Annotated in this window: 23 protein-coding genes and 1 tRNA gene; 5 read left to right on the forward strand and 19 right to left on the reverse strand. The window is 56.0% G+C overall.

The annotated features are described in order from the left end of the window. Together TH468_RS11805 and TH468_RS11810 are read left to right on the forward strand one after the other, a co-directional pair. Window positions 1–711: a hypothetical protein gene (locus tag TH468_RS11805; RefSeq protein WP_085644359.1), complete on the forward strand. Its 711-nt coding sequence runs from the start codon at window positions 1–3 to the stop codon at window positions 709–711. A 33-nt stretch (window positions 712–744) separates the two neighbouring features. Then, the gene (locus TH468_RS11810; RefSeq protein ID WP_085644361.1) at window positions 745–1452 is read left to right on the forward strand and encodes a hypothetical protein; all 708 of its coding nucleotides are present in this window, start codon (window positions 745–747) and stop codon (window positions 1450–1452) included. A 306-nt stretch (window positions 1453–1758) separates the two neighbouring features. Here the strand turns inward: TH468_RS11810 and TH468_RS11815 are convergent, their stop codons facing one another. Continuing rightward, window positions 1759–2655 carry an SDR family oxidoreductase gene (locus TH468_RS11815; RefSeq protein ID WP_085644363.1) on the reverse strand — a complete coding sequence of 299 codons (897 nt, stop codon included), beginning with the start codon at window positions 2653–2655 and terminating at the stop codon, window positions 1759–1761. A 125-nt stretch (window positions 2656–2780) separates the two neighbouring features. On the opposite strand from TH468_RS11815, the gene TH468_RS11820 reads away from it, so the two are divergent. After that, window positions 2781–3764 carry an AraC family transcriptional regulator gene (locus tag TH468_RS11820; RefSeq protein WP_085644365.1) on the forward strand — a complete coding sequence of 328 codons (984 nt, stop codon included), beginning with the start codon at window positions 2781–2783 and terminating at the stop codon, window positions 3762–3764. Window positions 3765–4012: 248 nt separating this feature from the next. Here the strand turns inward: TH468_RS11820 and TH468_RS11825 are convergent, their stop codons facing one another. The 16 genes from TH468_RS11825 to cysE all read right to left on the reverse strand — a co-directional run bounded on the left by TH468_RS11825 (window position 4013) and on the right by cysE (window position 16724). Next, window positions 4013–4627 carry a hypothetical protein gene (locus tag TH468_RS11825; protein WP_085644367.1) on the reverse strand — a complete coding sequence of 205 codons (615 nt, stop codon included), beginning with the start codon at window positions 4625–4627 and terminating at the stop codon, window positions 4013–4015. 329 nt (window positions 4628–4956) lie between these two features. Then, the gene (locus TH468_RS11830; protein ID WP_085644369.1) at window positions 4957–5352 is read right to left on the reverse strand and encodes a type II toxin-antitoxin system HicB family antitoxin; all 396 of its coding nucleotides are present in this window, start codon (window positions 5350–5352) and stop codon (window positions 4957–4959) included. 120 nt (window positions 5353–5472) lie between these two features. Then, a complete protein-coding gene (locus TH468_RS22030) occupies window positions 5473–5667 on the reverse strand; it encodes a type II toxin-antitoxin system HicA family toxin (RefSeq protein ID WP_085644371.1) in 195 nt (64 codons plus the stop codon). A 634-nt stretch (window positions 5668–6301) separates the two neighbouring features. After that, window positions 6302–6378: transfer RNA gene (locus TH468_RS11840), tRNA-Met, on the reverse strand. A gap of 177 nt (window positions 6379–6555) precedes the next feature. Then, window positions 6556–7704 (reverse strand): tRNA 2-thiouridine(34) synthase MnmA, encoded by a 1149-nt coding sequence (gene mnmA / locus TH468_RS11845; RefSeq protein WP_062952124.1) that lies wholly within the window; start codon window positions 7702–7704, stop codon window positions 6556–6558. Between the two features lie 117 nt (window positions 7705–7821). Next, window positions 7822–8520 carry a thiaminase II gene (gene tenA, locus TH468_RS11850; RefSeq protein WP_085644373.1) on the reverse strand — a complete coding sequence of 233 codons (699 nt, stop codon included), beginning with the start codon at window positions 8518–8520 and terminating at the stop codon, window positions 7822–7824. Between the two features lie 152 nt (window positions 8521–8672). Further along, entirely contained in the window at window positions 8673–8870 is a 198-nt protein-coding gene (gene iscX / locus TH468_RS11855) for a Fe-S cluster assembly protein IscX (protein WP_007091921.1), read from the reverse strand. Window positions 8871–8907: 37 nt separating this feature from the next. Beyond that, entirely contained in the window at window positions 8908–9243 is a 336-nt protein-coding gene (locus TH468_RS11860; RefSeq protein ID WP_062952122.1) for a ferredoxin family 2Fe-2S iron-sulfur cluster binding protein, read from the reverse strand. Between the two features lie 113 nt (window positions 9244–9356). Further along, entirely contained in the window at window positions 9357–11258 is a 1902-nt protein-coding gene (hscA, locus tag TH468_RS11865; RefSeq protein ID WP_085644375.1) for a Fe-S protein assembly chaperone HscA, read from the reverse strand. Window positions 11259–11284: 26 nt separating this feature from the next. Continuing rightward, entirely contained in the window at window positions 11285–11929 is a 645-nt protein-coding gene (gene hscB, locus TH468_RS11870) for a Fe-S protein assembly co-chaperone HscB (RefSeq protein WP_085644378.1), read from the reverse strand. Between the two features lie 158 nt (window positions 11930–12087). Next, window positions 12088–12429 carry an iron-sulfur cluster assembly accessory protein gene (locus TH468_RS11875; RefSeq protein ID WP_062952119.1) on the reverse strand — a complete coding sequence of 114 codons (342 nt, stop codon included), beginning with the start codon at window positions 12427–12429 and terminating at the stop codon, window positions 12088–12090. Between the two features lie 44 nt (window positions 12430–12473). Beyond that, entirely contained in the window at window positions 12474–12878 is a 405-nt protein-coding gene (gene iscU, locus TH468_RS11880; RefSeq protein WP_007091926.1) for a Fe-S cluster assembly scaffold IscU, read from the reverse strand. A gap of 59 nt (window positions 12879–12937) precedes the next feature. Continuing rightward, complete coding sequence (locus TH468_RS11885; RefSeq protein WP_085644380.1) at window positions 12938–14161, reverse strand: IscS subfamily cysteine desulfurase; 1224 nt, start codon at window positions 14159–14161, stop codon at window positions 12938–12940. 27 nt (window positions 14162–14188) lie between these two features. Continuing rightward, window positions 14189–15319 (reverse strand): cysteine desulfurase family protein, encoded by a 1131-nt coding sequence (locus tag TH468_RS11890; RefSeq protein WP_085644382.1) that lies wholly within the window; start codon window positions 15317–15319, stop codon window positions 14189–14191. A gap of 57 nt (window positions 15320–15376) precedes the next feature. Further along, a complete protein-coding gene (locus tag TH468_RS11895; protein ID WP_037988061.1) occupies window positions 15377–15859 on the reverse strand; it encodes an Rrf2 family transcriptional regulator in 483 nt (160 codons plus the stop codon). Between the two features lie 136 nt (window positions 15860–15995). Next, window positions 15996–16724: a serine O-acetyltransferase gene (gene cysE / locus TH468_RS11900; protein ID WP_085644384.1), complete on the reverse strand. Its 729-nt coding sequence runs from the start codon at window positions 16722–16724 to the stop codon at window positions 15996–15998. A gap of 244 nt (window positions 16725–16968) precedes the next feature. On the opposite strand from cysE, the gene TH468_RS11905 reads away from it, so the two are divergent. Beyond that, window positions 16969–17607, forward strand: coding sequence for an alpha/beta hydrolase (locus tag TH468_RS11905; RefSeq protein WP_007091931.1), 639 nt, complete (start codon window positions 16969–16971; stop codon window positions 17605–17607). A gap of 38 nt (window positions 17608–17645) precedes the next feature. Here TH468_RS11905 and TH468_RS11910 read toward each other — a convergent pair whose 3' ends face one another. Next, window positions 17646–18761, reverse strand: coding sequence for an anhydro-N-acetylmuramic acid kinase (locus TH468_RS11910; protein WP_085644386.1), 1116 nt, complete (start codon window positions 18759–18761; stop codon window positions 17646–17648). Between the two features lie 205 nt (window positions 18762–18966). Between TH468_RS11910 and tyrS the strand changes: the two genes are divergently transcribed. Then, entirely contained in the window at window positions 18967–20220 is a 1254-nt protein-coding gene (tyrS, locus tag TH468_RS11915; protein ID WP_085644388.1) for a tyrosine--tRNA ligase, read from the forward strand. Window positions 20221–20289: 69 nt separating this feature from the next. On the opposite strand, the gene TH468_RS11920 is transcribed toward tyrS, so the two are convergent. Next, window positions 20290–23826 (reverse strand): AsmA-like C-terminal domain-containing protein, encoded by a 3537-nt coding sequence (locus TH468_RS11920; protein WP_085644739.1) that lies wholly within the window; start codon window positions 23824–23826, stop codon window positions 20290–20292. Between the last annotated feature and the right edge of the window lie 29 nt (window positions 23827–23855).

A 23855-nucleotide genomic window follows, 5' to 3' on the forward strand; every position in this document is an offset into this window, starting at 1 on the left:
GTGAAAAACATCAAACAATGGGCTGGCATCGCCCTAGTATCGATCGTTCTTGTGGCGGCGGTATGTTCCGTGTTGCTGTTTATCGACAGCACATGCAGCCCATTGGCCAGTGAAGCCTGCCGCCTGTGGATAGGATTCCAATGGGAAACCGTCCTTGCTGGCGCACTTGGTCTGACGGGCGGTATTTTCGTAATCACATCCAGCCGCGAACAGATCCGCGCGATGCAGGAAGAAACGGAGAAAACGCTCAGTCAGGCAAAGCTGCACCGTGCCGACGAAATCAGCGCGGCCCTTTACCTCGCCCGCGATGCCGCCGCCGATATACACACATGGGCAGACGACAAGGTTGATTTTTTCGAAGGGCTCAGGGAGCAAGTCCGTAGAGGGCAACTGCGCCCCGAAAGACTGAACGGAACCGTGTTCGCGGCATCCGCGGAATTGACGGAACGCTGCGATCACATCAAAAAAATCGTTACCACTCACCAAATGCACAGCCTTGACTACAAGGTTACTGCCCAACTGGTAAAGCTTGCAAAAAGCGTGAGTATTGTCACCAAACCTGACAGCGTCCCAGAAGACCGAAAAATCCCATATGACACACTCTGCCACTGGCAAAAAATAGCCGAATCCAGACCGGCGGCCGCGGCCGCGATCAAGGAAATCGACCGGCAGATCGCGCACATCCGGGAACGCTGCGGCATAACCGACTGACATCAAGCACACTGACAAAGACAGGGCAGAACCGTGAAACTGTTCAAAAAACGCTACCTCGCCGCAATCGGCACGGCCATGATCGCAATTCCCGCCCTGCTCATGTGGATAGACGCGATTTGCAGTCCGATCAGCACGGGCTTTTGCGCGACATGGCTTGGCTTCCAATGGGAAACGGTTCTGGCGGGATATGCCGGTTTCACCGGCGCTGGAATAGCGATTTACGGCATCATGATGCAAATCCGCCATGACAGCCAAAACCGGATCACAGGACAGATGCATCACGCCCTGATCGCGGCGCACGCGATGAGAGAAATCAACGCAAAAGCCAAAGTGTATCGGGAAAATCTCGGCAGTATGGCAACAACCCGAAAGGCCCCTGCCAAAAACACAAAACCCCGATATGAATTGACCGAAGGCGACACGGAAAAAGTCCGGCTGGCGTGCGAAGCAGCAAATAAATTTGTCATTGCTGGCGAAAAAGATACCCTCGAAGCGGTTCGCGCAAAACACACGGAAAACATCCCGCATGAGGCCCTGCCCCATATCGACAATGTATTGGCTGCTGTAAGGTTCCCTGCATCCAACAAGTTCACCGGCGAGACGGATGAAATTCGTTACGGAAGCTTCCTACATGACACCATACGCCACCTCGAAAAGATAGAGAACAGTACGCTTTTCGGCGCTGGAATCATCGAACAGGCCCACACGGAAAAGCTGGACGCTCTTGAGCAGAACTGACACTACACCCTCACCGCCCGGTGATGGGCTTCATTGAGTTTCTCGCCATAAGCCCTAAGGGTCGCCATCGAACAGGCCGTTTCATCGGGCCTGAATTCCGCCTCGTCCTGCGCACAGACGTGGCAGCACAGCACGCAATAGCCCAGATCATCCGCGCTTTGACGAACATTACCACACGGCCCGTGCCAGCATACAGCTTGAACCCGAATCAACTGCCCTTGACGCGGCGCTGCGCGGGTCGCCGGACGGCTCTTGATGCGCTGCAACCTCTTGCCCACCCGGCCTACCCGCTTTACGCCCTCCGGCCTATTGGTCGAAATAACATTCCTGATCGATATCGGCGAGCAATCCGGCCTCTGTCGGGGACCACCCCAATTGCCGACGCGTGATGTCACTTGCCGCCGGGCAATCGAGTTTGGCGAAATGGGTGAACCAGCCAAAATGATCGGCGGCCTCATCAGGTTTTTTGGACACGACGGGAATACCCAGCCGTTTGCCGATCACCCCGGCGATCTCGTGAAAGGCGATGCCGGTTTCGGCGACCGGGTGATAGACGGCACCTGGCATTGCGACCTCGACCGCACGGACATAGGCGCGTGCGGCGTCAAAGCGATGCACGGCGGGCCAGGCATTGTTGCCATCGCCGATATAGGCCGAAACGCCGGTCTGGCGGGCGATGCCAATCAGGATCGGCACAAAGCCATGATCGCCCTTTCCATGCACCGATGGCGGCAGGCGCATGAGCGAAACATTAAGCCCCTGCCCGACAAGGTCGGCAACGGCGCGTTCGGTCGCGACACGGGGCATGGCGTTTGGCCCGAAATCGGGCACGTCCTGCTCCGTCACACCTGCACCATGGGCCAGAATCCCGATGGCCGATGTCACGACAAGCGGCTTTTGCGTGCCCGCAATCGCATCGCCAAGGGCGGTAATGACCTCCGCATCCTCGGCACAGCTGTGGGCGTAGCGCGAAAAGTCGTGATTAAACGCCGTGTGAATGATCCCGTCGGTCGCACGCGCCCCGGCGCGCAGGCTTTGGCGATCATCAAGATCACCCCGATGCACCGCCGCCCCGGCCGCCAGAAGCGCACCCGCCGACGCATCGGACCGCGCCAGCCCCAAAACCTCATGCCCGGCCGCGATCAGTTCGCGCACGACCGCCGATCCGACAAAGCCACTCGCCCCGGTTACAAAAATACGCAATTCCGTTCTCCACTTCACATTGCACATGATCAATGACCGGAACGATAGGCGATGGCGATTGGACGATCCATGCGCTATAATCCATATTACTTTCGCAATCGTCCAGAAGAAGGCGCCCCCACCCCATGGATCCGCTTTCCGATATCCTGTCGCTGCTTAAGCCGCGCAATTACATGTCGGCCGGTTTTGATGCCGCCGGCCCCTGGGCGATCCGCTTTGCCGATCAGGCCAATACCATCAAATGCGGCACCGTCGTTTCCGGGCAATGTTATGTCAGCGTCGAAGACCTTGCGGGTCCGGTGCTGTTGACGTCGGGAAGTTCCTTTATCCTGCCGCGTGGGCGGACCTTCTTTCTGGCAAGCGATCCCGATTGCCCGCCGGTTGAGGCGCCGCTGGTCTTTGCCAAGGCCCAAAGCGGCGGGATCGTTCAGCATAATGGTGGCGGCGAATGCTTTATCGTCAGCAGCCGCTTTGCCCTTTCGGGGCCGCATGCCGATATGCTGCTGGCTTCCCTGCCGCCGATTGTGCGGATTGAAAATGATCAGAATGAGTCCAGCCTGCGCTGGTCGGTCGAACGGATGATGCAGGAATTAAGCAACCCCCAGCCGGGCGGTTTTCTGGTGCTGCAACATCTGGCGCATACGGTGCTGGTGCAGGCGCTTCGGCTGCATCTGAGCAATGCGCACACCAGCGGTCAAAGTGACCGGGCCGCCGAAACAGACCAAGCCGCCACCCACGCCCCCGACATCCCCGACTGGTTCGCGGCACTATCGGATAAACAGATCGCAACCGCGATTGCCTGCATCCATCGGGACCCCGCCCATCCCTGGACGCTCAAGGAACTGGCCCGCCATGCGGGCATGTCACGCTCGGCCTTTGCCGCCCGGTTCCGCGATGTCGTTGCCGTCCCGCCGATGGCCTATCTGACCCGCTGGCGGATGCTGCTTGCGGGGGATCGCCTGACCCATTCGGGACTGCCGATTTCGGAAATTGCCCTGTCGGTGGGGTATGAGTCTGAAAGTGCGTTCAGCACGGCGTTTAAACGGGTGATGGGGTGTGCGCCTAGGAGGTTTGGGGAGGTTACCAGCAATATGACTAGGGGGTTCTAGTTCCTTCTAGGCTACCATTTTCTGTATGGACGCTCGGCTGTGAGGTACAGCACACTTATGGCGACCAAAATCGCTCTGTCCATCACCAAGTAACGAAACCCGAACGAGGCGAAACACGGCAAGTGGGGGAGAAAACTTCCTTGAAGAAGCCTAATTCAAGACAGATTAACAGCCTCTTTTGTTTACGCAGAGAAATAGAAAGTCTGTATCATCTTTAACTTTTCATCGAAACTGCGCATCCACTGATGTTAGCATACCGTTATCGTACGCATAGAATATTGACTGAAGAACGCTCTGTACCTCTGGTATAAACCATTTGCTTCAGCCAGCGCCCTAATTTGGTTAAATTTCGAATTTGCCTTACCCCATAAGGTCTTCATCTTTTCATCACCACAGGGTGGCGAGTTCGATATATTCACGCCTAAATCTGTGAACTCACTCATAAGCTTCAGTAATTTTTCCTCAGCTTGCGCAATTCTTGCCTCAACTCCCCAAGCTTCCTGAGCTTTAATTACTTCTGTATATGCAGATTTATATTCACTAATTTTTGAATCCAGTTCCTGAGTTTTTGATAGTATTATTTTCTCCGAATCTTCAATCCTAAGTTCCCGCAAATGTAACTCATTCACCTTCTTATCGTATTCCCTATCCCTTAAATTGTTCATGTTTAGAAACGCTATCTTTTCGTTTTGCAGTGCCAATTCCTTTTTGTTTAGTTCCGATTTTATTTGATCGATCTGCATGTATTCACTTCTAAGAAATGAAATCGCTCCACCACCAGAAAATATAACCACCACCAAAACGACGATAAACTGCTTAAAATTATTTGAGAAAAACTCAAATAATTTTTTTGGATCATTCATTACTTATACCTTTCCCAAATAACAAAGCACGTTTGACAATAAAAATATCGCAGGCCATTATATGGCATACACCTTACGGTTATTATTACGCAACACATACTAAAATCTGCATGTTTGATTAATACAAATCACAACGGGGAAGAGAATATAAAAACCAGCCTTCAGACTGTTTTTTATCCTTGGGAGAAGCCCTTTTACCCTCCCACAATCACTCGCGTAAACTAATATACGCTGTAGACGACAACACAACCGCCCGCAATTCGCCAATCAAAACAAAAGCCCGCGCCATCTCTGGCGCGGGCTCGGTGAACAGTTTGTCGGATGCTTTGTCAGGCCGTCATACGTCGCCTGACTTCCTGCTCTGCCAGTTCATTGAAAAATGCAGAGCGGTTGGTGGTGATACGGTCGATTGCTTCCAGAAGATAGGAATCAATCGTAATGTTGGTTCTGACCATATGGCCTGGCATCTTGGCCGGGACCAGAAGCTTGCCGACAACAGCGTCGGTATCTTCGGGGTCAGCTACGGCATTCTCGAACGGTGTGGGTTCAGGAATATTCATGTTTTCGGCGCGCATCGTATCCAGATAGGCCGGCAGCACTTCGCGAGCATTATTATATGCTTCATCGAAAGTCGAAGCAGCGGACATGCAACCAGGCAAATCCGGAAAGACAACTGTGTAACCATCGCTGTCTTTGAGGATGAACGCGGCGTAGTTGCGTTCCATGTCGTATTTCCCTTTGATGAAAAGTGCATTCTGGGAGTTTGCACCTTTCTGTTGAGTTATTTTGAGAGTCAGAAAGAGAAGCGCCTAAGCGCCCCTCTTCCCACATTTTCGAGGCACCAGTCACAAAAGTGGTACCCCAGAGAGCTTCTCCAACTTTTTGACATAACGGATCGGATTATCCTTTCGGGGATGCACCACCGTTACCAAGTTAGGATTACCCTCTTTCTTAAAATGCCAGTGACTACCTTCAGTCCTGACACGCTCCCACCCATGTTTGTAAAGGGCGGAGACTATCACTTTGCTCGCGACACTCATCGGTTCTCTTACCCATCAAATACGTCATTTTTCGCAATCCCATCGCTTTCCCCTGAATGTCCTCGCCGTGAAATTAATTCACGTGCATTAGCCTTTGTTTCGGTCGGTTCATGTGCAGATTACACATCAACCCTCAATCAGTCAATCAAAATGTGCAATATGCACACCAATTAGTATTAACCTCCGCCCGCAGCAAGCGTATGGTCCAACCTATCGGCGAGGAAAATCCGCCGTAGGGGCGTCGTATCTCCCTGTTCAAGACGGTTAGCCGTCACGTTAGTTGCGGCTATTTTTGTGCCCGGAATCCGGGTGTATCTCGCTTATGGTGGGAGGGCGGTGAATACAAGACCCGAAAGGGAATAAACCCATCTGCCTCTTAAAAAAAATGGGGCCGGATTTATTTAATTTGCAGAAACCAAATCACCGCTCAGGTAAACAAACCGAAGGGAATTGTAAAAACCAGCCTTTGGGCTGCTTTTTATCCTTGGGCGAAGCCCGGCGGACCGTTGCGCGTTTCGCGCAACGTCTCTCGAAAGCTGCGTGCCTCGCTTTCTCGCGAACCCACGGGGGCAAGCCCGATCCAAGGAAACCAATTAAAACCCCCCTCAGGCGGAGCCATGAGGGGGTTTTTAATTGGTAGCCGAGGAGGGACTTGAACCCCCGACACGCGGATTATGATTCCGCTGCTCTAACCAGCTGAGCTACTCGGCCACAGAGTATATTATAGGGTATGTATTCTGTAGGTTCCGAAATCGGAACCTCGTGAACGGGGCGGTTTTTACGTCAGGGAACCGCCCCCGTCAAGCGCCTTTTTGACGTTTTGCGGAAAAAAGATATCCGCAAAACCGGCAGGTGAGCAAATGCCCCGCCTGCCCGCTTTATGGATGATCAGGCTGCCGTCGGTGCGTGTGCCGCCAGAAGTTCCTGACGGGTGATCCAGCCGCCGCCCATTACCCGGTCGCCGGCATAGAAAACGCCCGCCTGACCCGGTGCGATGCCAAACTGCGGGTCGTGCAGTTCGATGCGGGCAGCACCCGGCCCTTCGGGGTAGATGGTGGCCGGGGCCGGTGCCATGGCGGAACGCAGTTTGACTTCGACCTCGACCCCGTTCGGGTCAATCGCGTCGCCATCAAGCCAGTTCAGTTCCTTGACATAGACCATCTGGATCGCAAGCGCCGATTTCGGGCCGACCACCACCTGCCGGGTTTCGGGCAGGAGTTTGACGACATAAAGCGGCTCGGCCGTACCACCGATGTTCAGACCGCGCCGCTGGCCGATGGTGTAATGGATCAGACCGCGATGATCGCCCAGCACATTGCCATCCAGATCAACGATCTGGCCCGGTTCACCGGCTTCGGGGCGGAGCTTTTCGACCAGACGGGCATATTTGCCATCCGGGACAAAGCAGATGTCCTGACTGTCGGGCTTATCGGCGACTTCAAGGCCGAATTTGGCGGCAAGCGCACGGGTTTCGGCCTTGCTCATCAAATGGCCGAGCGGGAAGCGCAGGAAATCGAGCTGTTCCTGGGTCGTGGTGAACAGGAAATAGCTTTGATCGCGATTGGGATCGGCCGCACGGTGCAGTTCGGCATGGCCGTTGGCACCGAGTTTGCGCTGCACGTAATGGCCGGTCGCCATGCAATCGGCGCCAAGGTCATGTGCAGTTTCCAAGAGATCACGGAATTTGACCGTCTGATTGCATTTCACGCACGGGATCGGGGTTTCGCCGCGCATATAGCTGTCGGCAAAATCGTCGATCACTTCTTCGCGGAAGCGTGATTCGTAATCGAGCACGTAATAGGGAATGTCGATATCCTCGGCCACCTTGCGCGCATCATAGATATCGCGCCCGGCACAGCAGGATTTGGCGCGTGACGGCGCATTCGCCCCCATATCGTAAAGCTGAAGGGTAATGCCGACCACGTCATAGCCTTCTGACTTCAGAAGGGCCGCAACGGCGGAGCTATCGACCCCGCCCGACATGGCAACAACCACGCGGGTATCTTTTGGGGCTTTGTCAAAGCCAAGAGAGTTCATTTTTCCCACCCATCCGCGGGTCAAGGCCGCGGCGACAAGAAGTTGATGTAAAATAGCGATGGGTGGCGTTCAAACCACCCGTGAATTCATGTTGGGGCACATATAAGGCATCTGCGCCTATTTTGCCAGATCAAGCCCCATCTGCCAGAAATCGGCTTCAAGGCGGCTTGCCCTGGCGAAGATTTCCGCGAGCCCCTTGATCCGTGCATCACCGCCGCGGGTTTGCGCGGTATGTTCCAGAAGATCGATTTCGGCCTTTGCCACGTCCTGGAATTCGGAAGAGGCATACATCTCTATCCAGGGGCGGTACGGATTTCCATCCAGCCTTGTATCAGAACTTGCCATCAGGCGGTTTGCGATTTCGGCATAGCCAACCATACAGGGCATCAGGGCGACCTGAAGATCAACCACATCGCCACGCGCACCGCAATCAAGCACATAGCGGGTATAGGTGATGCAGGCGCGGGATTCTGGCTCTGCCACGATATCGTCCTCAAACAGGCCCCAGCCTTTGCAGAAGTCGAGATGCAGGCTCATTTCCATATCAAGAATGGCATGCACGGTGCCGGAAAACTGGCGCATGGCACGGAGATCATCGGCCTTATAGGTTGCGAGTGCATAGGCACGCGCGAACTGGATCAGGAACAGGTAATCCTGAATGAGGTAGTGTTTGAAAGCGGCCTCTGGCAGGGTTCCGTTGCCAAGCTGCCTGACGAAGTCGTGGCAGACATAGCTTTGCCATGCATCGGGGGCGTTGGCACGCAGTCGGCCAAACAGGCTTTGGGCCGGGATGATGTCGGTGAAGGTGTCGGTCATGGTTGTCAAAGCCCCTGCCCGTGATGGTGTGCAGATAAGGTATGGATAGAACAAAGCCAGCCTGCGGAAGGATCCGGGCTGGCTTGTATCGATGATAGGTCTATCGGGGCGCGCCTTGCCGCGTTTGGTGGCGTAACGGCGCGCCCCCGATATTAATCGTCGCGTTCATCGATCCATGCCATCTGGATGGCTTCGAGGATCTTCTCGTTTGATTTCGCGGGATCGTCGTCGAAGCCGTCAAGTTCACAGATCCACTTATGCAGATCGGTGTAACGCAGATTGACGTTATCCTTGTCGGGATGGGCTTCTTCAAGCTCGATCGCGATATCCTGAATATCTGTCCAGCGCATGGGTGTCCCCCTTTGGGCTTGGGCGGAAATTTCGGTGTTACTTGTCGACCATCATGTTGCGCGTGGCAGACGGCAGCATGACGCGCAGGCCGTCGAGCTCGTCGCTCATGATGATCTGGCAGCCAAGGCGCGAGGTCTCGGTCAGGCCGAATGCGAGGTCGAGCATGTCTTCCTCGTCTTCGCTTGGCTCGTCAAGTTTGTCAAACCAGCTATCGTCAACAACGACATGGCAGGTCGAGCAAGCGAGTGATCCTTCGCAGGCACCTTCAAGGTCGATGCCATTCTTGTGGGCAGCTTCCAGAACGGACAGACCGTCGGCAACGTCAAATTCCTTTTCGGTGCCATCGGGTTCAACAAAAACGATCTTAGGCATCTGTGCCTTTCTCCTCGGTAATACTTTTTCGTTCGATCTCTGGTCCGACCTGACCTTGGCGGTTGCACGGGACAATCGCCGCAGTTGGCCGGTTTGTCAATTATGTCTGGTCCCTAATTCACCTGATCGACATTGCGACCGGCAAGGGCCTGACGGATACGGGCGTCCATACGGGCCTCGGCAAAGGGACGCGATGCGTCTTCCAGGGCCTCGGCCTGTTCGTTGATAAGGTCGCGATCCTCGCCCGACATGGCGGCTTCGAGTTTGGCAATCGCGCCTGCGATATTGTCTTCGTCCTCGGATGTCAGAAGGGCACGGTCGGCATTCATCGCGGCCTGCACGGCAAGCACATTGCGGCGTGCCTCGACCCGGGCTTCGGTCAGGAGGCGCATTTCCATATCCTCGCGGGCATGGACCATGCTTTCGCGCAGCATGTTGGCCATATCAAGCTCGTTAATCCCATAGGTCGGCTTGACCGCGACTTCCTGTTCGGTGCCGGTGGTTTCCTCGCGCGCGGATACGGTCAGAAGACCGTCAGCATCGACATTGAACGTCACCTTGATGCGTGCGGCACCAGCCGCCATTGACGGAATACCGGTCAGGGCGAAACGCGCAAGCGACCGGCACTGATCGACCATTTCGCGTTCGCCCTGCACCACATGGATCATCATGGCCGACTGGCCATCCTGATAGGTGGTGAATTCCTGTGCCTTGGCGACCGGGATCGGGGTGTTGCGGTCAATGACCTTTTCGACAATCCCGCCCATGGTTTCAAGGCCGAGCGACAAGGGCGTCACATCAAGAAGAAGGTTGTCGGAGCCGCCCGTCAAAGCCTCTGCCTGCAGGGCAGCGCCAAGGGCGACGACCTCGTCCGGGTCGATATCGGAAAGCGGGTCCTGCTCAAACAGATCGGCCACGGCACGGCGCACGGCGGGCACACGGGTCGAGCCACCGACCAGCACCACGCCCTTGACGTCATCGGCCAGAATATCGGCGTCATCAAGGACCTGTTCGGTGATCGCAATCGTGCGCGAGACCAGTTTGGCAATCATGGCATCGAATTCGGCACGGGTAACCGTGTGGGTGGTTTCCGAACCGCCAAGTGAGACGGTGATTTCGGTGCTATCGGCATCGGTCAGGGCTTCCTTGACCTTGCGCGCGGTTTTAAGCAGGCGTTTGGCATCCGACGCATCAAGATCATCGGTGGTACCGCCACTTTTACGTTCGGCCAGAAGATGTTCGGCAATGGCGTGATCGAAATCATCACCGCCAAGGGCGGCATCACCGCCGGTTGCCTTCACCTGGAAGACGCCCTTTTGCATTTTAAGCAGGGAAATATCAAAGGTGCCGCCGCCAAGGTCATAGACGGCATAAAGGCCTTCGGCGCCGTTATCGAGGCCATAGGCAAGGGCGGCCGCGGTTGGCTCGTTCACCAGACGCAGGACTTCGATCCCGGCCAGACGAGCGGCGTCCTTGGTTGCGGTGCGCGCACCATCATCGAAATAGGCCGGAACGGTGATCACCGCCTTTTCGACCGGCTTGCCAAGGCTTTCCTCGGCCCGCGCACGAAGCGCACGCAGGATATCGGCGGAAACTTCCACCGGGGTCAGGACGCGGTCACCGACATTCAGCCGCACCATCATCGGTTCGCCCGATTTTTCGGCGTCCTCAGTCGGGACTTCGACATGATAGGGCAGCGTGCCGGCGATGGATTTGACATCGGCAATGCCACGCCCCATCAGGCGTTTGACCGACGATACGACGCGATCCGCATTATCATTGATCTGATCACGGGCCGCCTCGCCCACCACCGGATCGTCATCCGCGCCATAATAGACGACGGAGGGCACGATGGCATTGCCACCGGATGTATCGCGGAGCACTTCGGGTTTTTCATCGTTCGAGATCGCGACGACGGAGTTCGTCGTGCCCAGATCGATGCCAACGGCAAGCTGGCGTTCATCTTCGTGGGGCAGCGGCGTCTGGCCCGGTTCGTGGATCTTTAGCAAAGCCATGAATTCTATCCGTTCTTTTTAAATGATCAGGCGGCGGCAAGACGCGATTTCTTCGCGCGCGCTTCCTCGGTCATTTTCATCAGGTATCTAAGCCGGGTTGTCAGTTTTTTGGCCCGGTCATATGCGTTCTGTTCAAGCGCCTCGGCGACGTCCTTTTCACACGCACGGGCGGCCTTGCGGGTATCCTTGATCATGGCGTCGACCGCATTGCGATCATCGGCATCATGCAGGGCCTCGCGCATTTCCATCGCTTCCATCAGAAGGGCCGGATCGTTGACCGTGTGCCCCTCGCCGCCTTCGGGTTCATGACCCGCCAGACGCATAAGATATTCCGCACGTGCCACCGGGTTTTTGAGGGTTTCGAACGCACCATTAAGGGTTGCCGCCTGCTGTGACGACAGGGCCTGCTCGCGGGCGGATTTTGATGCGAAGCGGTCGGGATGGAGCAGTTGTTGCTGCTTAAGGTACGTCGCCTCTATCGCATCGACATCGATCAGGAAGGTACGTTCCAGGCCAAAGCGCGTGAAATGGTCAAGCTGGCCGGGGGGCTGGATGGCATTGCAGGTATCGCAAAACAGGGCTGATGCCTCGACCGGGCCCTTGCAGGACCAGCAGACTTTATGCTGCGGCTGTTCTGCGGTGCGCGTTTCTGAGGTACCGGTATTGCTCACGCTATGCACTTTCGAGATTTAAAAACAAATGACAAAACAACAAAACAACGACAACCGGGGCTTCTTTCAGTCGATGGCCCCGGTGATCGGAATATCCATCAGAATATCCATCACCGGGGCCATGACCGATCAAGAAGCAGGGAAAACCCGGCAGACCGTCAGACGTGGAAAGATTCCCCACAGCCGCAACGCCCCTTTTCATTGGGGTTACGGAACACGAAACCTTCTTCCATCTTGTTGACCTCGTAATCCATCTCGGTGCCGAGCACGAACATGATGGCTTTTGGGTCAATCAGAAGCTTAACGCCGTCCTCAAGCTCGACGACTTCTTCGAAGCCCGATGCATCATCTGCATATTCAAGCGTGTAGGACAGACCCGAGCACCCTTTGCTGCGCACGCCAAGGCGGATGCCTTCGGACGGTTTGCCGCGGCTATCAAGCAACGCCTTGATATGAACAAGCGCCTCCGGGGTGACACTGATCGGGGACGGTAATGCCATAGTCTTCTCCTGAATTCCCGAAAACGACGGGGTCGTGAAGCTGCTTATTCAGCAGCTTCGACTTCGCCCTGACCGTTTTTGGTCTTGTAGTCGGCAATCGCTGCCTTGATGGCATCTTCGGCCAGGATCGAGCAGTGAATCTTCACCGGCGGCAGAGCCAGTTCTTCGGCGATCTGCGAGTTCTTGATCGAACCGGCTTCGTCAAGCGACTTGCCCTTGACCCATTCGGTGATCAGCGAGCTTGACGCAATGGCCGAACCGCAACCGAACGTCTTGAACTTTGCATCTTCAATGATCCCGTCTGCGGTCACCTTGATCTGCAATTTCATGACGTCGCCACAGGCCGGTGCACCGACCAGACCGGTACCGACAGACGTTTCGTTCTTGTCCATCGAACCGACATTGCGCGGGTTTTCGTAATGGTCGATCAGCTTTTCACTATAAGCCATGGTAAAAGTCCTCCTAAAAGTCCTGTTTCTCTCTCACGAGAAGGAATAGTTCGTTACGCTTAGTGTTCGGCCCACTCGATCGACTTGATGTCGATGCCTTCCTGGGCCATTTCCCAAAGCGGGCTCATTTCGCGAAGGCGTTCGACAGCGACACAGATCGAATCAATCGCCTGATCGAGCTCTTCACGGGTCGTATAACGGCCAATACCGATGCGAAGCGAGGTATGGGCGAGTTCTTCGTCAACACCGAGCGCACGCAGAACATAAGACGGTTCAAGCGATGCCGAGGTACAAGCCGAACCGGACGACACCGCAATGTTCTTGATGTCCATCAGAAGGCTTTCGCCTTCGACATAGGCAAAGGAAACATTGAGGTTGCCGGCAACGCGCTGTGTTTCATCACCGTTGACATAGATATCAGCAAGGCGGTCCCGGAAACGCTTCATGGTGTAGTCACGCAGTTCCATGATGCGGGCGTTTTCTTCGGCCATTTCATTCATGGCGATATCGCATGCCTTGCCCAGACCAACGATCAGCGGGGTCGGCAGCGTACCGGAACGCATGCCGCGTTCCTGACCACCACCGGTGATCTGTGCGATGACGCGAACGCGCGGACGACGACGGACATAAAGCGCACCAATGCCTTTCGGGCCATAAATCTTGTGGCCGGAAATCGACATCAGGTCGATTTTCATTTCGTCAACGTCGAGCGGAATCTTGCCAACCGCCTGCGCGCAATCGGTATGGAAGAACACACCACGTTCGCGGCAGATTTCGCCGATTTCTTTCAGCGGCTGGATCACGCCGATTTCGTTGTTGACCGCCATGACGGAAACAATCGCGGTTTCGTCGGTGATCGCGGCTTTCAGCTGTTCAAGGTCGATCAGGCCGTTATCCTTGACGCCAAGATAGGTTACTTTGAAACCTTCCTGTTCAAGGTGACGGGCACTGTCGAGCACGCATTTATGCTCGGTCACGACCGTGATCAGGTGCGGCTTTTTCTTGCCGTAGAACTTCATCACGCCTTTGAGCGCAAGGTTGTTCGACTCAGTCGCACCCGAGGTGAAAATGATTTCTTTGGACGAGGCGCCAATGATCTTGGCGACCTGGTCACGTGCGACCTCGACCGCATCTTCCGCTTCCCAGCCAAAGCTGTGGTTGCGCGAATGCGGGTTACCGAACTTCTCGGTGAAGTAGGGCAGCATGGCATCCACCACGCGCGGATCGGTCGGCGTCGTTGCCTGGTAATCCAGATAGATCGGCTTTGCTTTAAGCTCGTTCATAATTAAGGCTTCCTCACTCACTCTTTTTCAGGCAGCGTGGCGCGCACTTTTCTTACGCACTGCATTGCCCCGCATCCGGCTCCAAACGCGGATAAATGTATCAATCTCGTCGTCGGTGGTTTCCAGTCCCAGACTGACCCGTATGGCCGATCCGGCATCGGAAATTCCCATTTCTTTCAATACGTGGCTTTCACGTACCTTGCCTGATGAACAGGCAGATCCCGAACTGATCGCAACCCCGGCAAGATCCATGGCCATCACCTGGGTTTCCCCCGGCATGCCCGGCAGGATCAGGCAGCTGGTATTGACCAGTCGATCCGTTCCTTTTCCGGCAATCAGAAGTTCGGGGGCTTCTGATGCCAAAACCGTTTCCAGACGGTCGCGCAACGCACGGACATCGTCCATTTTCGCCCGGCTGGCGTCGGCGCGTTCGGCTGCGGCACCAAAGCCTGCGATACCGATCACGTTTTCCGTGCCGCCACGGCGGTATTTTTCCTGACCGCCACCGCGGATTTGCGGTACCAGCATCACTCCGGGCGCAATCGCCAGGGCACCAATGCCTTTGGGGCCACCGATCTTGTGGGCCGAAATCGACACCATATCGACCAGAAGCTGGCCCATATCGACCGGCATGCGGCCCAATGCCTGAACGGCATCGCAATGGACCTTTGCACCATATTCGCGCGCCAGCAGGCCGACTTTGGCCACCGGCTGAATGACGCCGGTTTCATTGTTGGCCAGCATCACCGAAACCAGAACCTTCTGCCCGGCATCGGATGCCGCACGCAGCATGGTTTCAAGGGCGGCCAAATCAATGACGCCATTGGCATCAACCGGAATGCGTTTCGCATCAGACCGTGCTTCGATCACCGAGGGATGTTCGGTCGCACTGGTAAATACGGTGACATCTTCCAGCCCGTTCAGGGCCAGATTGTTGGCCTCGGTACCGCCGCTTGTGAAAATCACGCGTTCGGCATCGCCACCGATCAGATCGGCAATTTTACGACGGGCATGATCGACAATCTTGCGCGCCGCACGACCGGATGCATGGACAGATGACGGGTTGCCCGCGATTTCCATCGCCATAAGCATCGCCTGCCGTGCTTCGTGGCACAGTGGCGCGCTGGCGTTGTAATCAAGGTAAACCGGGTTGGTCATCTGTTTATAATCATCCTTATTCGCATTTTCTGATCTGCCCTCGATATAGAGGACAAGTTACTGGGCTGCAACCTGACTTGGTTCTTTGATTTTCGTGGTTCTGGGCTCGAACATGCGTGCCCCGCCCGGAACACGGCGATCCACCACATCTGCCAGACTGACAGAGGCCAGATAAAGATAAATCTGGTTGCCCAGTTCTTCCCACAATTCGTGGGTCAGACAGCGGCCCTGATTGGATTTGCAGCCCTTTGGCGAGCCCGATTTGCAGCGGGTTGCGCGGATCGGTTCGTCAACAGCGAGGATCACATCGGCAACGCGGGTTTCCTCGGCCGTGCGGGCCAGAAGATAACCACCACCCGGCCCCCGGACAGATCGGACAAGTCCGCCTTTGCGCAATTTGCCAAAAAGCTGTTCCAGATAGGACAGGGATATTTCCTGACGGTCCGCAATATCGGCAAGCGCGACCGGCCGGTCCCTGCTGCTATCAGCGAGATCGACCATCGCCATGACGGCATAGCGGCCTTTTGTACTCAGCTTCACGGTTCGTCCTCCTACCTGTCGATCAAGACCCGAACTGTCGGGAAATGATCACAAGCTCTGTATTTCCTTTATGGGCGATCAACATGTCGATTTGATGCCCGAACCTGTATCCGCCCGATTGGGGCGGTTACAAAGATTACTCTGACGCCGCGACAATCCGCGGCTTTGCCGGTGCATCCGCACCGGCGGCTGTACCTGCCCTGTCGGCTTCGAGGGCGGCAACCTGATTGCGCAACGTCTGGACTTCGCGGCCCAGTTCTTCAAGCGCGCGCGCAACCGGATCGGGCAGATCGCCCAGCGGCGTGCCATAGGCACAGAAACGATCGTCTGTTTCCCGGCGTACGATGCGGGCGGGAATACCGACCACGGTCGCACCTTCGGGGACTTCGGACAGCACGACGGCGTTGCCGCCAACGCGTGCATTCTTGCGGACAATGAACGGGCCAAGGATTTGCGCGCCAGAACCGACAATCACCCCATCTTCAAGCGTCGGGTGACGTTTCAGGCCGCGCTGGCCATCGCTGTTCACACTGGGTGATGTCCCGCCAAGGGTAACGCCCTGATACAGGGTGACGTCATCACCGATTTCGGCGGTTTCGCCGATCACCACACCCATGCCATGATCAATAAAGAAGCGTTTGCCGATGGTCGCGCCGGGGTGAATTTCAATCCCGGTCAGCCAGCGCAAAATCTGTGACAGAAAACGTGCGGTGATCCTGAAACCGCGCTTCCACAGCCAGTTTGTGCCGCGATATCCCATGATTGCATGGAACGCAGGATAGCTGATCACGACTTCCCAGCGGGAACGCGCCGCAGGATCGCGGGCGATCATCGCGTCTATTTCCTGACGAATTAGCTTGAACATCGGGCTGTCCACTGTGTAATTAGTAGCTTCGATTCCCGGCAGCCGACATCGTTGCCCGCAGCGCGAACCGCGCAAAACGGACAGCAATGATGCCATCGGGTTAGCCGGAATATAGGATAACCGAGTAACCTGGTCAAGTATTTGCCCAAAGCAATTTATGCACAAGAACGAAAAAACCTACAAAAATACTCGGATATATTCTTTACTCACCCCATTCCATTCGTGGACAGGAGCAGTCTGATCCATGCCTGAGGTCATTTTTAACGGCCCTGAAGGCCGCCTTGAAGGTCGCTATCACCACAATGGCGCAGACGATTCGCCCATTGCCCTTATTCTTCATCCGCACCCCCAGCAGGGCGGCACGATGAACAACAAGCTGTGCTTTAACATGTTCAACATGTTCAAGGATCGCGGCTATTCGGTCATGCGTTTCAATTTCCGCGGTGTCGGACGCTCGCAGGGCGTCTATGATCAGGGAATTGGTGAATTGTCGGATGCGGCATCCGCCCTTGACTGGATGCAGACCTATAACGCCAATGCGCGCGCAACCTGGGTTGCGGGCTATTCGTTCGGTTCGTGGATCGGCATGCAGCTTTTGATGCGCCGCCCGGAAATCGACGGTTTCATTTCGGTTGCCGCCCCGGCCAGCGACTATGATTTCACCTTCCTGGCCCCCTGCCCGTCATCGGGCATCATGATCCACGGGTCGCACGACACCAACATCCCGCTGGCGTCTGTCAACAAGCTTGCCGACAAGCTGAATGCCCAGAAAGGCATCGAAGTTGATATGTGCGTCATCGAAGGTGCCGATCATTACTTTGCCAAGCAGCAGGACGACGTGATCAAGCATACGGCTGCTTATCTGGACAAGCGCAGCGCGTAGGCACTGCCAGCCTGACAAAAAGACCAAAGGCCGCCTGATCAGGCGGCCTTTTTGCTGTGATAGAGCTTTCCGCCCCGGCATGGTTCGGGAACGCCGGTTGTGCCGGGAAAACTGAGCGGCAGATCGCAAAGATGACGGACCGCAAGATAGCCGAAGCATTCGGCTTCAACCGCATCGCCGTCCCAGTCCAGATCGTCAACGGATCGTACTGGTACACCCAGCCGATCATTCAAATGTGCCATCAGATAATCATTGTGACGCCCGCCGCCGCAGACAAACCATTGCAGGGGGGCGGCCGGCAGGTGATTTACCCCGGCAACAACCGCCGCCACGGTGCATTGCGCCAGTGTTGCCGCCCCGTCGGCAACGCCCAGCTTTGCCTCTGCCACCAGCCCATCAATACGCGATGCCATATCTTCGCGATCAAGCGATTTGGGCGGGATGCGGTCGAAATACGGGTCTTCGAGGAATTTGACCTCGATCATCGGGTCTGGCAGGCCGGATGCGGCAGTTGCACCATTCAGGTCAACCGGATTGCCGGTATGGCGCAACATCCAGTCATCAATCCGTGCATTGCCCGGCCCGCAATCAAAGGCCAGCAGTTCTTCATCGGCACCGATCCATGTGACATTGGAAACGCCGCCGATATTCAGAACCGCGACCGGCATATCAACACCGGCACTTTTCATCAGGGCGGCATGATAAACCGGGGCCAAAGGCGCGCCTTCGCCCCCGGCGGCAACATCGGCCAGCCGGAAATCGGCAACAACCGGAATGCCAGTTTTTTCGGCCAGCATATCGGGGGTTCCGATCTGGCGCGTGATCCCCGATGCCGGTTCATGGAACACGGTCTGACCGTGAAACCCAATCACACCGATTTCGGATGCGGAAATCGCCGCACGATCCAGCAACATGTTAACGGCACCCACATGCACCAGCGTCAGATCATCGGCCACGACATGTTCGGTATTGGTGGCACTGCGATTGCCAAAACAGCCGCGCATGCGTTCGCGTAAGTCGGGGCTATACGGCACGAAAACGGCATGACCGGTGCGCCGGACTTCGACACCGTCGGTTTCAATCAATGCCGCATCCACCCCGTCAAGGGATGTGCCGCTCATCATGCCGATGGCCTTGATCCAGCCGGTTGTCATTTTGTACTCCATTCCCGTATGCGTTTTTGCGTTTGTCAGTGCCGCAAGAGCGCAGATTAAGCCCGATTTATCGCGAAATCGTTACCCTGTATTGCAAACAGGGCGTCGATGCGTTGCCGAGGGGATATTTTCTGTGCTAGATCATCGCCTCCGCCCTTTGGGGCGCTCGTATTTTTACACTCACAACCAACATAGCGCAAAAACCATGACTGAACTGAAGTCTGATTTTCTCCGCGTCATGAATGACCGCGGTTACATCCACCAATGTACTGATCTTGAAGGGCTTGATGCCTACGCGTCAGAAAAAAAGGTGGTGTGCTATGTGGGCTATGATTGCACCGCAGACAGCCTGCATGTCGGGTCGCTTGTTTCGATCATGATGCTGCGCTGGTTGCAGAAAACCGGCCATAAGCCGATTGTCCTGATGGGCGGCGGCACGACCCGCGTTGGCGATCCGACCGGCCGTGATGATGCCCGCCCGGTTCTGAGCGATGAAATCATTGCCGCCAATATGGCCGGGATCAAGAAGGTGTTTCAGCAGTTCCTGACCTTTGGCGATGGCCCGACCGATGCGGTCATGGTCAATAACGCCGACTGGCTCGATAAAATCAATTACATCGAATTCCTGCGTGATTTCGGGCGTCATTTCTCGGTCAACCGGATGCTGAGCTTTGATTCCGTCAAGCTGCGTCTGGAACGTGAACAGTCGCTGAGCTTCCTTGAATTCAACTACATGATCCTGCAGGCCTATGACTTTGTCGAACTGCAGCGCAAATATGGCTGCGTCCTTCAGATGGGCGGTTCGGACCAGTGGGGCAATATCGTCAATGGTGTCGAGCTTGGCCGTCGCGTTGATGACAGTGCGCTGTTTGGCCTGACCACGCCGCTTATGACCACCGCATCAGGTGCGAAGATGGGCAAGACGGCATCGGGTGCGGTGTGGCTGAACGAGGAACGCCTTTCGGCCTATGACTATTACCAGTTCTGGCGCAACAGCGAAGACGCGGACGTCATCAAATTCATGCGTCTGTTCACCGAGCTGTCGCTTGAACAGATTGCCGAATATGAGAAGTTCGAAGGGGCCGAGATCAACGAAGCCAAGAAAATCCTGGCATTCGAAGCGGTCAAGCTGTGCCGTGGTGAGGAAGCCGCCCTTGCGGCAGCAGAAACCGCGCGCAAGACATTCGAGGAAGGTATTCTGGCCGACGATCTGCCGACTGTCGAAGTTCCGAAATCGGAAATTGATGCGGGTATCGCGGCGTTCGATCTGTTCCGCCGTGCCGACCTTGCCAAATCGGGGGGCGAAGCGCGCCGCCTGATCAAGGGGGGTGGTGCCAAGATCAATGACGAGAAAATCGATGACGAAAACATCGTCATTGGCGGTGATTCGGTCAATTCTGACGGCGTGATCAAGCTTTCGGCGGGTAAAAAACGCCACGTTCTGATCAAGCCGGTTTGATCCAGCCACCCGGTTTTATCGGATTGAACATCAAAGGCCCCGGGTATGCGTCCGGGGCCTTTCTTTATTTCATCCCGGTTCAGCGCCGGTTATCAGATTGCGGAACACGCCCGGCACAAAGGTCGATAACGGATTGACCGTTACTTCGGGGTCATCAAGCGCGCCTTCGATGGTGTAGGTCGGGGCGAAAATACCGCCGCCTTCCTCGCCCACCAGCAAATCCCCCAGAAGCGGGATCGCACCAAGGGCGGAATTAAGCGCATAGATCGGAACGATTGACCCCGCCAGCCGGATTTCGGCCTTTGCCATGTCAATCGAGCCATTGCTGGTCACGCCAACCGCCGAGCCGTTGGCGGCAAATTTGCTGAGCGCGAGCACATCATTGGCATAGGTGAAATCGCCATTAAGCTCGTCAAAGGCAATGCCGTTTCCGCCCAGCACATCGGCAAGACCGGTAAGCGATGCCGCGCCCAGAACACGGGCGGCAAGCGGTGCATTCACCGCCCGGAAAGCTGTGATATTGACCTTGCCGGTGAAAGGTTGCGACCAGGTGCTATCATCAACCGTGCCCTCGATGGAAAGCGCGCCCCCCAGAAGATTCTGGTACAAATCCACCGCCCGCAGGAACTTGCCGGCATCTTCGCTGGTCAGGCGGACATTTCGCGTTTTCGCATCCTTGCGTTCGACCTGAACAAAGACATTTGACCGATCCCCCAAGGTGCCGTTCAGAACCAGTCCGTCCCATTCATCGCCAACGACGTGAATGGACCCTTCAAGATCGCCAAGCAATTCGGAATTGGCCATGATCACCTGATCGATCGACAGGAAGATATCGGTCTTCCCGCCAACGCGCGAGGCATTCTGTCCGATGCCGCCACTATTGGGGCTTTCGACGGGGCCGGGTTCACGCGGCGCATCGTCATCGGCGATCCATGGCTGCGCATCGGCCTGACGGGCGGCGATTTCAACCTCGCGGTTTTCGCCGGTCTGGTTCAGCAGGATCGATCCATCGCGTAGAACAGGACGGTCCCCCTTGATCAGAAATTCCGAGGCTTCGAGCCGGATATCCATCGCATCGAAATCCGCCGCCGGGCTGGCCGATTTTTGCGCGCCGTCCTTTGGGGTATCCTCGACAAAGGAACGCAGATCAAACTGCTTGCCCTTGAGATCGACCAGAAGCTTGCCCCCCTGATCAACCGTGATGGCCCCGGATACGGCAAGGTTTTCGCGGAACCGGGTATCATTAAGATTGATGGTGAACTTATCTGCAATCGGGCTGTCGCCGCGCCAGCGCCCCTTGGCCTTGGCGACCAGTTCAGGCGCCATCAGATCAAACGACCGGATTTCGCCCGCCCCATTGGCCTTGACGGTCAGGTCAAACGCAAGGCTGGCATCCTGCCCCGGTGTTTTGTGATAATCGACCATATCAAGCTTAATGTCGGCGGCAGACAGGCTGGTTTGTGCCTTGATCACGACATCGCGGCTGCGCAGATGTTCGATGGCGACCTTGCCGGTGGCGACACCGCTTGCATAGGGATCGGCGGCAAAGCCGACCTGTGCCAGTGCGGCAAGATCAAGATCGCCTTCAAGATCATAGTGGCTGATGACCGGGGTATCGTCGGCAAAGCTTTCGACCCATTTGATGTCGGTTCGTCCATTGCCAATCGCGGCCTCGCCCGACAGTTCGAGGCCCTTGGTATTGACCTGCAATTCAAAGGTGCCATCGGAAAGATCAAGTTCACGGAACGCATCGGTAATCGCCGCCTTTTCGATACGCGAGGCGGCAGCGACTTCGACATCATCGAATGTCAGGTCCTTGAGCAACGGGAAATGCAGCTTGACGCGGGTTGCCTGTTCGCCTTCGACCTGTGCGGGGTTGATGCCAAGCTTGGTTGCGAAACCAAGCGGTTCTTCGTCGATCATTTCAAGCGCATTGCGTGCCCCGCCATGGGCGACGATTTCGAAATCGGCCATTTCGCTGTCGGTATCAAGCTGCGAGAAGACAAGCGTTGCCTCGTCAACCACGATCCCGTCGGCTTCGCCTTCATTAACGAAAATGCTGAAACTCGATTGGTCAAACTCCGCCCGTCCGCCCGCGCCGAGAACCGATGGCATATCGCCAAGGTAATGCACGGTGACACCGGTCATGTTCATTTCGCCGTCCAGATGATCGACGACGATATTACCGGTTTCGTCCTGATGCAGTTTGGTGCGCAGTTCGGCCTGATGGACGATGCCCTCTGTCAGGTTTTCGACCACCCAGGTGCGCGCGTTATCACCAATGGTTTCAGGCCACAATTGCGGCAGGTCATTGGTCCGCACATCGGTTGCCGTCGCGGTAATATCGATGGCCCACTGGCCAAGCGGGTTTAACGCAACACCCTTAAGCACTACGGCGGTTTCCCCGGCTTCGATCCGGACGTCATCAAAGCTGAGCCGACCGGGTACGAAGCTCATGCCGGCCTTGCCACCGGTGACATGATAGGTCGCAGTCATCGGGGCGGGAAAATCAACCCGCCCGACACCAAGATCAAGATCGGTGCCAAGTTCGATCACGCTGCCATCCGCGCCAAGTTTTGCGGTGACACGCCCGGTTACCGGCACCTTGATCCCGGCCAGATCGGCAAACATATCAGAAATGCTGGTCAGTTGTGATGGAACGACCTCGCCCAGATCGACCACCATATCGATTTCTTCGATCCGGCTGTCATATTCGGCGGTGACATTCACATCGGTCGATACCGTCCCGGCATTGACCTTCATCGTCACATCGGCGTGGATGCCCATGGGTTTGCGCGACAGTCGAATATCGGCAGACGGCGCAGACCAGACGATATCAAGTGCCTCATCACGTACTTGAAGATCCGCGCCAAACACCCCGAACGATTCAAAATAGGCTGCTGCCGGAAAATCGGCAGCCTCGCCCGACAGGATCGCAACGATTTCGCGCATGGCACTGCTGCCGTCGCGGATGCCGCGCTGTGCATCGCTTAACGGTTGATCGGGTTCGGGCGATGCGTTTTCCGAGGCGGTTGGCATCGGCATGGTTACGACGGGTTGATCGGGATTGTTCTGGGCTGGCGCCGTACCTGCAATGCCATCTGCGCTATCGGTTTCTGCCGCAGGCACAGGTGCGGTATCAGATTTCACCACATCAGTGGTTTCGCGGCTTGCCTGTTCGTTCGCGGTATAACCGATATCGATCTTGCCATCGGCACGGCGCACAAGGCGTAATTTGGGGCCGATTAGGTTGAGTTCGCGCAGCGCCAGAACGCCGTCAAACAATGCGCGGCTGGAAAACACCACGTCGGCCTCTGGAACATGCAGCATTTCATTGTCCGCACCGTCGCGGACCGAAACATCGCGCAATCGGATATCGAACCGTTCCTGCCATCCGCGCCAGAACAGGACCATATCGCCGACATCGAAACGGGTGTCGCCGCTGCTTTCATTCAGTTCGGCAACGACATAAGGCACGAGACGATGCAGGGAAACCGGGCCTTGCGAAATACGCCAGACCAGCACACCAAGGAAAACGCCGACAAACAGGATCACGGCTGCAAGAAGCAGCCCACACCAGCCGGTAAAGATTTTGATGCGACGCACCTGCCTAAAGATCCCGAATTTGCGATGCC

This window comes from Thalassospira sp. MCCC 1A03138 (assembly GCF_002115785.1).
Classification (GTDB): Bacteria; Pseudomonadota; Alphaproteobacteria; order Rhodospirillales; family Thalassospiraceae; genus Thalassospira.